The 13,198-nt window shown below is 49.0% G+C and carries 11 protein-coding genes and 1 CRISPR repeat array; all 11 genes read right to left on the reverse strand.

The features are described 5' to 3' along the window. Window positions 1–146: 146 nt before the first annotated feature. A CRISPR array of direct repeats spans window positions 147–2,199; the repeat unit is 37 nt; unit sequence GTTTCAATCCCTCAAAGGGATTTGCTGTTTTTGCGAC. A 273-nt stretch (window positions 2,200–2,472) separates the two neighbouring features. Continuing rightward, window positions 2,473–2,745 carry a CRISPR-associated endonuclease Cas2 gene (cas2, locus tag H6F94_RS16180; RefSeq protein WP_190803288.1) on the reverse strand — a complete coding sequence of 91 codons (273 nt, stop codon included), beginning with the start codon at window positions 2,743–2,745 and terminating at the stop codon, window positions 2,473–2,475. Between the two features lie 16 nt (window positions 2,746–2,761). Next, entirely contained in the window at window positions 2,762–3,787 is a 1,026-nt protein-coding gene (gene cas1d, locus H6F94_RS16185) for a type I-D CRISPR-associated endonuclease Cas1d (protein ID WP_242041239.1), read from the reverse strand. 64 nt (window positions 3,788–3,851) lie between these two features. Then, complete coding sequence (cas4, locus tag H6F94_RS16190) at window positions 3,852–4,451, reverse strand: CRISPR-associated protein Cas4 (RefSeq protein WP_190803289.1); 600 nt, start codon at window positions 4,449–4,451, stop codon at window positions 3,852–3,854. Then, window positions 4,436–5,275: a CRISPR-associated endoribonuclease Cas6 gene (gene cas6 / locus H6F94_RS16195; protein ID WP_190803290.1), complete on the reverse strand. Its 840-nt coding sequence runs from the start codon at window positions 5,273–5,275 to the stop codon at window positions 4,436–4,438. Before cas6 ends, cas4 begins: the two co-directional genes overlap by 16 nt. Next, window positions 5,265–5,630 carry a type VII toxin-antitoxin system HepT family RNase toxin gene (gene hepT, locus H6F94_RS16200; RefSeq protein WP_396426447.1) on the reverse strand — a complete coding sequence of 122 codons (366 nt, stop codon included), beginning with the start codon at window positions 5,628–5,630 and terminating at the stop codon, window positions 5,265–5,267. Before hepT ends, cas6 begins: the two co-directional genes overlap by 11 nt. After that, window positions 5,576–5,701, reverse strand: a complete 126-nt coding sequence (locus H6F94_RS32995) for a hypothetical protein (RefSeq protein ID WP_277878105.1) — start codon at window positions 5,699–5,701, stop codon at window positions 5,576–5,578. The genes hepT and H6F94_RS32995 overlap by 55 nt, the downstream gene beginning before the upstream one ends. Next, the gene (gene mntA, locus H6F94_RS16205) at window positions 5,698–6,123 is read right to left on the reverse strand and encodes a type VII toxin-antitoxin system MntA family adenylyltransferase antitoxin (RefSeq protein ID WP_190803291.1); all 426 of its coding nucleotides are present in this window, start codon (window positions 6,121–6,123) and stop codon (window positions 5,698–5,700) included. The genes H6F94_RS32995 and mntA overlap by 4 nt, the downstream gene beginning before the upstream one ends. 56 nt (window positions 6,124–6,179) lie before the next feature. Continuing rightward, window positions 6,180–8,411, reverse strand: a complete 2,232-nt coding sequence (gene cas3, locus H6F94_RS16210) for a type I-D CRISPR-associated helicase Cas3' (RefSeq protein WP_199320472.1) — start codon at window positions 8,409–8,411, stop codon at window positions 6,180–6,182. Window positions 8,412–8,484: 73 nt separating this feature from the next. Then, the gene (gene cas5d, locus H6F94_RS16215; protein WP_190803293.1) at window positions 8,485–9,288 is read right to left on the reverse strand and encodes a type I-D CRISPR-associated protein Cas5/Csc1; all 804 of its coding nucleotides are present in this window, start codon (window positions 9,286–9,288) and stop codon (window positions 8,485–8,487) included. A 3-nt stretch (window positions 9,289–9,291) separates the two neighbouring features. Further along, complete coding sequence (gene cas7d, locus H6F94_RS16220; RefSeq protein ID WP_190803294.1) at window positions 9,292–10,329, reverse strand: type I-D CRISPR-associated protein Cas7/Csc2; 1,038 nt, start codon at window positions 10,327–10,329, stop codon at window positions 9,292–9,294. Between the two features lie 43 nt (window positions 10,330–10,372). Further along, on the reverse strand, window positions 10,373–13,078 hold the full coding sequence (locus H6F94_RS16225; protein WP_190803295.1) for a CRISPR-associated protein Csc3: 2,706 nt from the start codon (window positions 13,076–13,078) through the stop codon (window positions 10,373–10,375). Window positions 13,079–13,198: the final 120 nt, after the last annotated feature.

Here is a 13,198-nt window from a genome sequence, read left to right on the forward strand (position 1 = left end):
TAACGGCTTCGATCGCTTTGGTGCGTAGGTCATAACTGTAAGGCGCAGGCATGGGTGTATCTCAATGCTTCTCTCTCTAGAATAGCGTCCTAACGTGCGTGCGTAGGGCTATAAGGTTTGCGTTCTAATCAGTACGTCAGTGCTGTGTTTCAATCCCTCAAAGGGATTTGCTGTTTTTGCGACACGGCAACGCCATGCTTTAGCCAATTTTCCCCTTTGGTTTCAATCCCTCAAAGGGATTTGCTGTTTTTGCGACCGCAGTGCGGCCAATGTGCTCCGCGATGTGCGGGTAGTTTCAATCCCTCAAAGGGATTTGCTGTTTTTGCGACTTTAAGGTTAGCTTCCTCCAGAAGCTTAGAGAAAGTTTCAATCCCTCAAAGGGATTTGCTGTTTTTGCGACAGCGACAGAAGCAAAGCCGCTCGGAGTACTGCCCCGTTTCAATCCCTCAAAGGGATTTGCTGTTTTTGCGACAGCTGATTAGAGATGTAGGGATCTAACCTTGTCATAGTTTCAATCCCTCAAAGGGATTTGCTGTTTTTGCGACGCCGTAGCGTTACCCGTTCGCATCAGTAGATCCCGGTTTCAATCCCTCAAAGGGATTTGCTGTTTTTGCGACTTTCTTCTAGTGGCTTGCCTTGTAAGTACCAACGCGTTTCAATCCCTCAAAGGGATTTGCTGTTTTTGCGACCAGCCTACGTTCTAGCAGTGGACAGCCAGTAACCGTTTCAATCCCTCAAAGGGATTTGCTGTTTTTGCGACCTTAAGCGCTTCAAATTCCATTGGAGAATCTGTTCTGTTTCAATCCCTCAAAGGGATTTGCTGTTTTTGCGACCTGGCGCTGTCGTGGGGGTCGGCGTCGCAGCCCTGTTTCAATCCCTCAAAGGGATTTGCTGTTTTTGCGACGATTTCGTACCACCAAGTAGGCGGATCATGGTCAGTTTCAATCCCTCAAAGGGATTTGCTGTTTTTGCGACACATCGATTTGCGACCCGTCCGGGTTGCTGATTTTGGTTTCAATCCCTCAAAGGGATTTGCTGTTTTTGCGACTTCGAGGATTTAGCAGGGTAGCAACGATGAATTATCAGTTTCAATCCCTCAAAGGGATTTGCTGTTTTTGCGACCTACACCAGCAGCGATGACCGCCACAGGAACGATGTTTCAATCCCTCAAAGGGATTTGCTGTTTTTGCGACCAATCTTTCGAGCGATTAGGAACGCGCGTCGGTTGTTTCAATCCCTCAAAGGGATTTGCTGTTTTTGCGACTATTTTTCTCCTAGCTGGGGCCTGCGGATTCACCAGTTTCAATCCCTCAAAGGGATTTGCTGTTTTTGCGACAGTTGAGCCAGTTGAGCCCCACGGGTTTAAGCTCCGTTTCAATCCCTCAAAGGGATTTGCTGTTTTTGCGACATAAGCAGTGGATCCCTCATCTAGTTACCGATCAAGTTTCAATCCCTCAAAGGGATTTGCTGTTTTTGCGACCGGGTCAGAGATGTTGATGGCATGTTGGCCGCTGGTTTCAATCCCTCAAAGGGATTTGCTGTTTTTGCGACGCCTGAGGACTTGGATGCCAGTTGTAAGGGGATTGTTTCAATCCCTCAAAGGGATTTGCTGTTTTTGCGACGGAGAAGAAAATGCCTGATCCAGCATCGCCTTGGGTTTCAATCCCTCAAAGGGATTTGCTGTTTTTGCGACACTCGGCAATTAATGGTTCGTCAATAGCGCTTGTTATGTTTCAATCCCTCAAAGGGATTTGCTGTTTTTGCGACAACCACGTCTTCGGCACCTGCTCCTAGGACCAATGGGTTTCAATCCCTCAAAGGGATTTGCTGTTTTTGCGACTGAGGTCAGTTTCCTCAGCTAAATCAAGCAGCTGCTGTTTCAATCCCTCAAAGGGATTTGCTGTTTTTGCGACAGTCGAGTGTGGTTAGGTTATCCCCTGAATACGAAGTTTCAATCCCTCAAAGGGATTTGCTGTTTTTGCGACTTGATCTATTGCAAGGCTGCCTATCAACTTCTCAGTTTCAATCCCTCAAAGGGATTTGCTGTTTTTGCGACGATTTGGATCGGAGCCGCTGGGCAGAGCTAACGCTGTTTCAATCCCTCAAAGGGATTTGCTGTTTTTGCGACGTTCAAGTTTTTTGCTGATGGGGTGAGGATAGGTGTTTCAATCCCTCAAAGGGATTTGCTGTTTTTGCGACGGCGGGGGGCTGGAGGGCTTGGTGTATTTAGTTTTCGAGGTTCGGTTGCGCGGATCAGCAAGAGTATAGCGTTTGTGGGGGGAGATGTCGTGAGTGGTCAAGGTGGCTTGGGGGCTGGATTCGGGATGTAGCAAGGGTTTCGGGAGTTGCGCGGATGGGGTTGGGCTTATGAAGGGGACAAAGCGGCTCAGGGTAGCGGTTTTAGCTGATATTTCTGCTGGGCTGGCTCCAACACCTACCCATTCGCGCGGAGCTAGGTGATTAGGCAGCAGATTAGACCAGGAAGATCGATTCGTCTCGGGGCATTTCGCCGCCGATGCGCTCGACTTTGCCTTGGCAGCAGGCGCAGAGAAAATAGAAGCGGATACTGTCTTGATCGGGTTTGATCAGTCTTGCGAGACGAGCACGCAGTTTGGCATATTCAGCATCGCTGAGATTGCATTCAAACAGGCTGAATTGCATCCACTGGCCGTAGGACTTGAGAACCTTATGAATTTTGGTTCGGCGCTTATCTTGCGGGATATCGTAGGACACTACCACATACATTCAGCACCCAGCCTGGCTACTTGAGCACGAGCGGTGGATACTGTTGGGTTTGCCCCAAAAGATATTTTGAAAGCAGTCTGGCCTGGATCTCAAAAGCTTCCTGGTAAGTGCATTTGCGGCCCAGGACTGGGTGCTTGAATGCCGACTGCTTCTTTTGCTCATAGAGTCGCAGGAAGGTACGGCGACCTTCGGGCGTGAGAGAGACGGCCTGACTCAGAGGCTCAGCCGTGAAGTCGGTGGGTTTGAGGAAGCGTTTGTTGAGGACGCTGAGAACTACTGCATCCACAACCAGGGGCCGGAACTCTTCCATTAAGTCGAGGGCTAGACTGGCGCGGCCATAACGTTGCACATGCAGATAGCCCAGGTAGGGATCAAACCCGACGATATTCAAAGCTCCCTGCACGTCATGGCGGAGTAGCGAGTAGCCAAAGCTGAGTAGTGAATTGACAGGATCGGTTGGGGGACGTCGGCAGCGGGTTGCGAAGTGAAAGCCTTCAACTCGAATCAATTGATTGAAGCAGCCAAAATAGGCGGCGCTACCGGTTCCTTCCAGGCCGCGCAAGGCATCAATTTCGGGTGTTTTGTCGATGGGAACAATTGCCTGTTCTAGCCGACTTAAGGCAGTTTGTAATTGAAGTTCGGGATAATCGCGCTGGGCTCGTAATAGGGCACTGCGATAGTTTTTGAGTTTGCCGCGAATGAAGCCCCGGATGATATGCACAGCTTTTTCGGGTTTGCCTGCTGCTTGCCATTGGGCTGAGCGCACAAAAATGTTCTTGGTCAGTTCGGGTTCCAAGCGGCCTAGATAACGCCCTGTGCTAGTCATAAAGCTCATGGGGATCTGGCGCTCTAGCAGTTCATTGAGAGCCGCTGGAGAAACGGTTGCTCGTCCCAAGACAACGACGCCATCGACTTTAATAAAAGGCACATCCAACAGCGATTTTCGCTCGGCTCGGACGGTGAGGCGCTCATCGGTTTTGCCGATGTAGGCGTCTTCCTGAGTGATGTAAACAGTTCCCATGTCTTCTTCCTGATCGTTCATTGGCGACCTCTGTGATCTTTTGCTGGTTGCAAGTTCAAGTTGGCGAGTTTGCCAGTGAGAGCGCTTAAGCTTCGCGGTAACGGCTCACCTTATCCACGGCTTGGGGCAAACATTGCTGATACAAACTACAGCCTTTGCAACGAGGTGTGTAAATGGCTGGGGGCATGGTGCCAGTCTCTATTAGCGCGCTCACAGCCTGAAGGGTATCGAGGGTTGTTCGCCGCAAGTCTGCGTTCATCTCTACTAGCTGGCGCTGATGGGAATGTGCGTAGTAGAGATAGCCCTGATGGATCGTTTGCCCGGTCATTTCTTCTAAGCAAAGGGCTTGAGCGCAGACTTGTAGCTCGTCGTTGTCCCATTCGCCGCGCTTGCCGCGCTTATATTCCACGGGGTAAAGCTGGCCGTTGGCTTCTTCAATCAGGTCCGATTTGCCGATTAGCCGGTAGCGGTCTGACTTGAGCCAAACCGCGCGAACTTGCCAGGTTTCTTCTCGCTGATTGCTGCTTAGGGTATGCACCCGTTCGTGCAAGGCTGTTCCTTCAATGGTGTAGGCGTTATCGGTGTATTCGCCTGCACAGAACATGCGCCAGCAGCGGTGGGGGCAGTAGGCATATTGGTTGAGGGCAGCAATGGGGATGTAGTCCTCGTTTAGGAGTTGGGCCATCGTCGCACCATGCCCATGCCCATCGGTGTTTTGCGGCCAATGCCTGCGTAGATAGCGAAGTCGGCAAGAGCGTTGATTTGTTTGATGATGGTCGGGTCAACATCGCCCAAGATTTTGTAGCTGACTTTGCCGACACAGCCGATGAATTTGCTGCGGTTGTCTTGAACGATTTCGGTGTGGATATCGAAGTAGCTGGGGAAGATGCAGGCGGCTAGGTTCTCGCTGAGCTCGATGTTGCTGTATTTGCGCCAGCGCATCGCCAAGCTGTTGAAGACGGCTTCGGCGCTGGGCAGGGCGGAGTCGTGTTCGCGCTGGCGAAAGGTGGTGGGGGTGTGGAAGTGCAGGCTGATGTTGCGCTCTTGGTCGGAGGCTTGCTCGTAGAGCTGGGTGTAGGGGGCGTAGTTGGCCCAGGGTTGGGTGGATTGGGGTGTACCGAGGACGCTGGTGATTTGTAGGTCGGCGGGGCCAAGGTGCCAGGGCTTGTGGGGGTTGAGGTTGAGCCACAGGCGACTCAGGTGGCCAAACAGTGGGTCGTCTAGCAGGGAAATGCGCCACCAGCAGCCGGTGCCAGGAGCGATAGTTGAACGGTGGTCCCATTGCAGGCGGCGAGGGTTGGGGGTGCGAGGGCTGGCTTGCAAGGGATTGGCTTGCAGAGGGCTAAGGGTGAAGGCTTTCTCGGCTTTCTGGGCGTGTAGGGAGTTGCCTAGGGTTTGATCCACGGAGCTGACCAGGGTTAGGAAGAGGGCGTGAAGATGGCGGCCTTCTAGAAATTGGGAAGGGATGGGGGATTGCGGGACTAAATTCAGAACTAGACTATGGGGCATTTTGTTGCTCCAAATAAACTTGAACTTGTTGGATGTATTGCGGATAGAGTTCCAAAGTTAGAAGAATAGAACGCCACACAATTCGTGAGTCGATTTCCTCGTACTGATTAACTAAGCGATTGCGTAGGCCGGTTGAGGGAGCTAGTCTTTGGGCTAAGCCTTGGCTGAGGCTGCTATTTCGACTCACTTTGATAAAGGAGTCGAAATAATCTTCAGGGATAGGCTGGGCCAGGCTGAGTAGAAGTTGAAGGTTGATGTCGATGGCTGTTTGCACAATGAGCTGTAGCAAACGCTCAACGATTAACTGTTGCCGAAGTTGTCTAGATATGCTTGTTGATCGCTGGTCGCGTAGGATTTCAGCACGTTGAGATACCGAACCATCGCTTGCAATTTTCGGGTGATAATTGCGCGATCTAGAGAAGTCATTGTTTCAAGTTCTCCAGACCTCGACGGATGTACTCCTGCTCATAAGCTCGCAGCTTGGCTGTATCTAGATAGATGTGCCAGGCTTGGCGCTGAAAGTCGATGAATAGGTTGGGCTCGGCTTCGTACAGGACTTTCCCCTGTAGCGCTACGGCATATTTCAGTAAGGGTGAGCAGTGATTGAGGTTTACCAAGTCGATTTGGTCACTGGAAACCTGAAGGATGTGTCCTAGTTTTTCGTAGAGCCCCAGCTCTCCCCAGGGATCTGAGGTTAGTTCAGAACCATCAGCTGAGAGTATGGCTAAATCCCAATCGCTGTGCTCCCTGGCTGTTCCTTTGGCCCGTGAACCAAAAAGGATCAGCAATTTTAGGTTGGGAATTGCCTGCAAGATTTCAGCTCTGAAGAGATCTGGGTTATGCACCATGTGAGGGGTCACCCCTTAAAGCGATACTGCATTTGATTTAGGGACATATTATTTGTTTAGCCTGCAATCCAAAACTCTTCTTCATCCATTAAACGAATTTTGATCTTGTTCATCGCTGCCGTCATAATCGCGTAGATTCCAGTAAAGAGAGTATATTCCTTAGCAAAGTCATCGCATTGAACTGTAATGTTGTAAGATTCAATCCCTTGTTTGCGAAGATAGAAGATGATGCCCTGATTAGTCAACGTTGGCACAATTACACCTGCAAGCCACTCTTTCTCTAAGGCACTGAGTAGCGGTGTTGGAGCAGTCACGCCACCTTGCCTGCGTCGAATAGTACAATTTTTTAGTGCAATAAGGCGATTAAGATTGGTAGCTTTGAACTCATCTGCTGAGCCGTCGTAGCGCCATGCAAAACTGATCTCGTAAGTGGCCTGGGCACGGTTGGTAACTTCAAGGAGATCGTCTTTTTGTACAAATTCATAGTTTCTTAGTAGATGAATCGGATCGAGATCGGTTTCCTCCGCAAGATCTACCAGCAGGTTATGGGGATCTCGGATGTGAACGTTCTCGAATAAACTTGAGCGAAATTGAAAGAGAGGAGCGTAGCTACTCAGCCATTCTTCAGCGAACTCTTTCATTTCTACAGCAATATCTTCTCTGTTTGCGAGCGCTTCGTTCCAATCCCTCAGGGTTGTCTGGCCCGACGTCAAATCCTCCGCATCGTCAGGATGCTTCGCCTCTAAAAAGGACCTAAGAAAGCAATACCTAGCACTGCAGGGTTTTGTACTCCAAACTTTGGCGAGATTCCATTGTCTCTGATTAGAAGTTCTAACCGGGGCTTTTTGCAAAGCTTCAGCAAGAATCAGTGCCTGCACGCGAGAGCGATAGTGCTGCCATTCACGCCCGCCACCTAGGATAGTTCTTAAGGTCGTGAATAGCTTAAGAATCAGGCTTTCTTCCGGAAGCTTCTTAAGCGATTCCTCCAAGAAAAACAGTGGCCGCGCTGTTTCTAAAAGGGCCTCAGACTGCCAATACACATGAAGGAATGGACGTTCCAGGCACTTAATTGCTCCCAGCTTTTCCTGAAGGGCATCATGACCGCCCGTTGTGTCTAGCGAAGCTAGGTCTTGCTCCCATGCAGTTTCTTTCAGGTAAGCAATCGCCTCTGATGCAATGTTTGTCTGCTTCTTGCCAAGCACTCGACCAACTCGCCCTAACCGTTGCCAGAATGCAGCGCGGTCGCGAGCTGAGAAGATGAGCCAATCTAAGTTTTGGCGCTCAGGTTCTAGATCTCGCTTAAAGTTAAAGCCAACATCTACTGTACTAGTTGCTAGGATGATTGGCTGTTGCGCTGCCCACCTACGTTCCCCAGAGGGTGTTGAGCCTGTAATCCTGCCGTACTGTCCAGCAAGACCTCGCTTCTTAAGAAGATCTCTGAGCCGACCAATGTGATCTTTAGAGTCGAGGATGACAGCTCCGTTCTGGGCAGGGTTCTCACGGAAGCGTCTTACGACCTCATCAGCTATTTCAGCTAAGAGTTGATCCCGCTCTTGCTGGGGACGAATTTCTAAATTGACAGCAGTTTGTGAAGGAATACGCTGCTCACCAGACTCACCGTTAATTCTTTGGATGCGAACCCCTTGCTCTGCAAGCATGTTTAGGGCAGCATCACAAGCAGGTTCAGGTGTTGCTGTCAGTAAAACAACCTTCACACTCTGCTTAAAGAAGCCAAACTCATGTAGGTAGACTAAGTAGAACAGTAAGCCAACTAGTTGTTTGGCATCGTAGAGGTGAAATTCATCAAAGATGATTGTGCCAAACTGCGTCAAGAAGGAATAAGCGATGTTGCCTTGATCGAGCTTGTTGTACTGGAAGAAAGTGGCGTAATAGAAAATATCAGGGTTGGTAACCAGTAGTAAAGGACGATTTGCACCAACCTCTGGAAATATAGAAGCTGGATTGCGAATCAGGTTATAAAGCTTTTCTCCAGAACGAGCGCCTGCGCGATCGTTGGACCATTCGCGAACTTCTTTCGCTGAAACAGCTTTAACTATATGGTTTAGCCTGCCTTCACTACTTTGAATGAATTGTTCTGCTGCCTCTCTTTGCTGCTCGATCAACGCGTTGGTTGGAGCAATGTAGATCGCACTACGATGGGGCTGATGTAGCAGAGTTGTCAATCCTGCAACTGTTTTTCCAGTTCCAGTCGGTGCTAAATCAAGAATGATGTCGTGGTGCTCTGCTTTCTCAAACACCTCAATCTGGTGCTGTAAAGCCTGGGGCATGAACCCTAGCTTCTCAGGTAATGGCAGTGAGTAGGTTGCAATGCTTCTTGGCTCTAACTGGATGATGAGAGGTTCATACCCCACTTTGAACACCTCCTCCGCAGAACTGTAAATTTGCAGGGACAATAAAGTTGCCAGCTTGCCATGCCTCGGCGTGAAATCGCAGATTTTTGACAAGAGGAGTTGGCGGTATGGAAATCAGATCAAATGACAGTAGGTTGATGCCCGATGGTAAATCGGCAGTGCTGAAGTAGGCTTGGCTAGAGTACTCGGCTGCTGGCAGGTTGGTAATAGGCATCTCCTCTAGAATCTGGACTCGGACTTTACTCATGAATTTGCCGAGCCGAATGTATTCTGGGATGTCATGATTGCCAAAAACCAGAGTGTGAAATCGGTTGTTTCGCTCAATCAGACGTAACCGGCCTGTCTGAGGATAATTGCTTGGTCGAAATGTATTTGGCTTATCGCCACGTCGCACCCTTAATACATCTTCGCGAGCAGTGGCAACTCGGTTATTGGTCATCGCGTACCAGTACGCGTCGGACAAGGCATTAAACCGCTCGAATCGGAACGTCGGGCTCCCGTTTGCTGACCAAGCAGGGAGTACATAGCATTCGTGGTTTAGAGGAGTTAAATCCTCAATATAGCGGGGGCGTCCTGCTTCGGAGCTAGTCAGACGGTAGGGCGATCGCGCCCAGCCAAAGGCATATGCCAAAGCATAATTGCCGATCGCACCCTCCGTGTAATAGGTGTCTGATAGTTCTCTAGAGGCAAAGAACACAGGCTCAGCACACCATAATTCAACTAGTTTTGCTGTATTGAATCTAGGAGTTGTGGCAGACTCTGCTTTGTCTAGCAAGTTTAGTTGAGCGGGCATCTTCTAGCTCCCTGCTTCAGCAGTTTCTTTCTTCTTACCCTTACCCTTCTTCGACTCCCCAACTTGACGGAACGGCTCGTAGGATTGATCTAATCGCCTCAAAAATGCTTCTCGCTCTGCATCTGACCAATGCTGATCTACATCTGCAATCACGGCGGCTAGTTCCTCATCTGAAAGTTGCAGCGAAACTCCCCGTCGATTTGTCCAGGAGGCAATAACTGTCTTGGTTGCATCGATCAAGTCGCCGTTGTCGAGCGGATGTTCTAAGGGGGTGCCAATTGTCGTGAACTGATCATGTATAGCCTGCACTAGTTCTAAGGAACTTGGCAGTTCCGCAATGCCCCCAAAGATGCCAAGGATTTGATTCTCCATCCGACCAACACGACTAGAAACAGCTCCATAGCGACCAGTCAGCAGGATGTTGCCAGTGAGGTAGCGAAACTCATCAGCTGTGACATCCTTGAGGGTAACAACATCTAGGAAATGAACACCTGGCTTTATGTATTCACTAGTGTTCAAGGCTGTCGATGCATTACCTTTCTCATCCCGCATCGTGCCTGTCTCAAAGATCGCATTAATAGTGCGGTCACTGAGGGTATCGGTCGCTGTCAAAATGCTGAATGCATCCTCTGTCCAGATGCGACTTTTCTGAGCCCCGCCACCTCCGGCAGCAAAGCCATATAAGAAGCAATCAATACACATCTCGCAGGGTGCATTAGTATTTAGAGAGCAAGTTAGGATCTCTTCCTTCTTCTTGATGGTGTAGAGCAGATTATAAGCACGTAAGTGCTCACGACCTTTACGGCGCTCCGGCGCGACCTGTTTACGTTTGGTCATTACCAATCGCTGAACCACCTGCCTCCGCGAGTCTCCTGTTGATCCTGCTTGGACAAACTCACGACACATCGGCTCTCCGGTGCCTTCAGTCCGCAGAATCAACTCTGATAGAGAAGTTCTGAGAGTCACTAAACTGATCATGCGCCCTTTTGGAAAGTTTTCATACGTGGGCGCAAGGAAACTGTTGAGTTTTTCGATTGACATGATAATTCCTCAGTAATTAGTAAAACGACGGCATACCGAACTGCTAAGCAACAGATTCTTCTGTTTGCTTGCTGCCTTCAGCTTTTGCTCTCAGCTCTCGACGAGCTTCCTCTAGGAAAAAGAGGTAGGCTGCTTCCAAGTTTTTTTGATCACTCAAAAGCTTATCTGGTCGGCCTTGATAAACCTCTTCATATAGTTTGCGAAGCACAGCGTAGTAGCTTTTAAGCTGCTCCAGTTTAGTTAGCCCTACACCGTGTTCTCGAATGCGATCGAGACGAGTGTGATATTTCTGGACTAGGGCAGCAAACATAAATTCCAAATCCATGTAGCTCTTTTGAGAACGAACGGAGGTAACGAACTCGGTGAAGGGCTCGGATAGTGAAGTTCGCTTCTCAGCTGAGCTACCCCAAAGCCTTGATTCTGCTGCAATTTGAGTAGCCTCTTTTAAGTAGCGGGTCAGGGCAGAATTTTCATTTGGCATTAGGCTCTCCAGTAAAACGTGTAATGGTTCACGGATACGGCTCCAAATCAAGGCAAAGCTTGGGCTCTCCTGCTCTCGCAAAAGCCAACGCATTAAAACGAAGTACAGACTAAAGGGCTGCGCACAGGCTCGTGCCAGGTCATAGACACAATCATCTAGTTTGGACAAGCTGACAATGCTGATTGCTAAGTCAGTTAGACAACGAAGTCGCTTGAGAATTTCTGAGGCTTGGGCACGGTCGTAAACTCCGATTTGAGATGCCTCAAGACTGAGTAAAGGCTGTAATCCAGAGGAGATGCCTTCAATTCTACCGAAGCTCTGTACAGATGCATCAACCTGTAAACCAGAGCTAAGAATAAACGGAAAACCGAACTCCGCAGATAAAGATAGTTCAAGCGCCAATCTTAAGGACTTTAACAATGCTAGGGATGCGGTTGTCTCACCCCACATGATTGGAATTGTCACGGTAGAGTGAACAAATTCCGCACGCTTTGGTAAAGCAGCACCAACAACTTTATTAGCTTTAAATTCAATAGCTCTATCGCGATAAAGCTTCAGCTCATCGACTGTTACTGGACCACCCTCTGCATTGGTTGCCGCCGTATCCTGTAGCCAGTCGCGCCAAATTCGAAGCAACGCAGGGGCGGATCCGTTTGGTAGTGCAAGGTGGAGGTAGTAAGGAGGCTCCTTCTTAGCTGCTGGTAGATGAGCACCAACGGTCATTAGTTGATAGGCGAGGGACGCTATTGGGTCTGCCTGTCGTACAGGATCGCTGGTCATTCCACCAGGTAACCGATTGGAAAACATTTGCACTTTTGTGCCGATTGGCATTTGGTCGGAGCTTAAAGCAGCGGTTTCACTGACAGTGGCTCCTAATGAGCACCGCTGCCGAGGATTTGCTTCAATGTATGCTGCTAATTCGCTGCTACCCGCCATATTTTTAACAAAAGGACAACTGAGCGAGCGTTGTACTGCGGCAATCATCTCTTCTGAAACTTCTATCTCAGTTGATGAAGCCTCTCCTTTTCGCAGTTCTAACGAATCTTGTAAGGCTGCAATTATTCCAGCTAATTTATTGGATGATGCTTTGGCTGCAAATAGCGCTCGACCGTACAATGCATCAAATGGATCTAAAGCTGCTCTTTGCTGCTCTGACAATCCGGTGTGTGCAGCTATTTTGTCCCAGACTTGTATTGGAGACAGTTTAGGCTGAACTTCCCTGTAACTCAAATAAGCAGCCTTCATTCCCTCAGAGGTATAAAAATCCTCTGCGTTATCAACAGGAACTAAGCCGACATCTAGTGCAGCCTGTAATTCGTCTGGGCTAACGTTCTGTTTGCTCCATTTGTCAACATCGCCTTGAATTTTATCGAGCTTGAATCCTGCTTTCTTTTTCTCCAGTAACCCCAAAACGGTATTGATGACTTCTTCACGATTATGTTGTACTGCTTGGCTCGAAATCTTTATGCCGTCCTTGGTTGCTCTAACTAGCTTCTCGATGTTGCCGCCAAAAACTTGCTCAATTTTATCTTCCCATTTCGCTGCAATCTTAGTGGTTAAATCTGAATTGCTATTTGCTGGGCCTTCGACTAGAACACCGTCAGGGAATATAGCTAGAACATTATATTGATGCTGATGCAGCACCTCTTCGCAAGCACTTAGCAACAGAGCAGTAATATACCCTCGGTCTTCTGTAACTCTGATACGGTAAAGCTCACAGGGGCGGTTGAATGCGTGAATTAGCTCTTTCCGCAGCTTTTGAGTCAGTTTTTCTTCCTCAAGCTCCAAATCAAATAAATCAGCCGCTCGGAGAATCGATGCCCAGCGTTCAATATTTGGGTCTTCAGGTAAGAATCGTGTCCCATCACTGACGTTGTGACCGGAGTGCCGCTCAATCAGTTTGCGGGCTAATTCAAGATCCTCATCATTTTCAATAAGGTCGCTAACTCCAGCCCTTTCAAGCTGCTCCTGTAAGAAGCTTCGATCTCTCACGAGTGTTTTGACATTACGTTCCTTCGCTCCTTCCAGCTTATTCAAGTCATGCACTGCTGTTGCAGCCAGCAATACCGCTCTTTTTGGCTCTGGCACATTCGCTAACCGGCTGACTGTTAACGTGAACTGACATGCAGAGTCCAGATGCTCCGCTAATGTCCGACTTTCACGGACTCCAGATTGCTGATGTTTACCATGCAGCTCATAAAGCTTAGGGCGAACCCCTTGAAAGTACCGTTCTTCCAGTGATTTGGGAGTTCGTTTCAGTAACGACATTTAGAAAACTCCAGCTTTGGCATTACTCAACATTCGAGAAGTGCCCGTGACCTGTTGCAATGGTCAAATGATGCCACTCATGATGAAAGAGCGTCAAGTATAAAGTACACGTACACTTTG

Origin of the sequence: Leptolyngbya sp. FACHB-261, from assembly GCF_014696065.1 — a bacterium.
Taxonomy (GTDB): Bacteria; Cyanobacteriota; Cyanobacteriia; order FACHB-261; family FACHB-261; genus FACHB-261.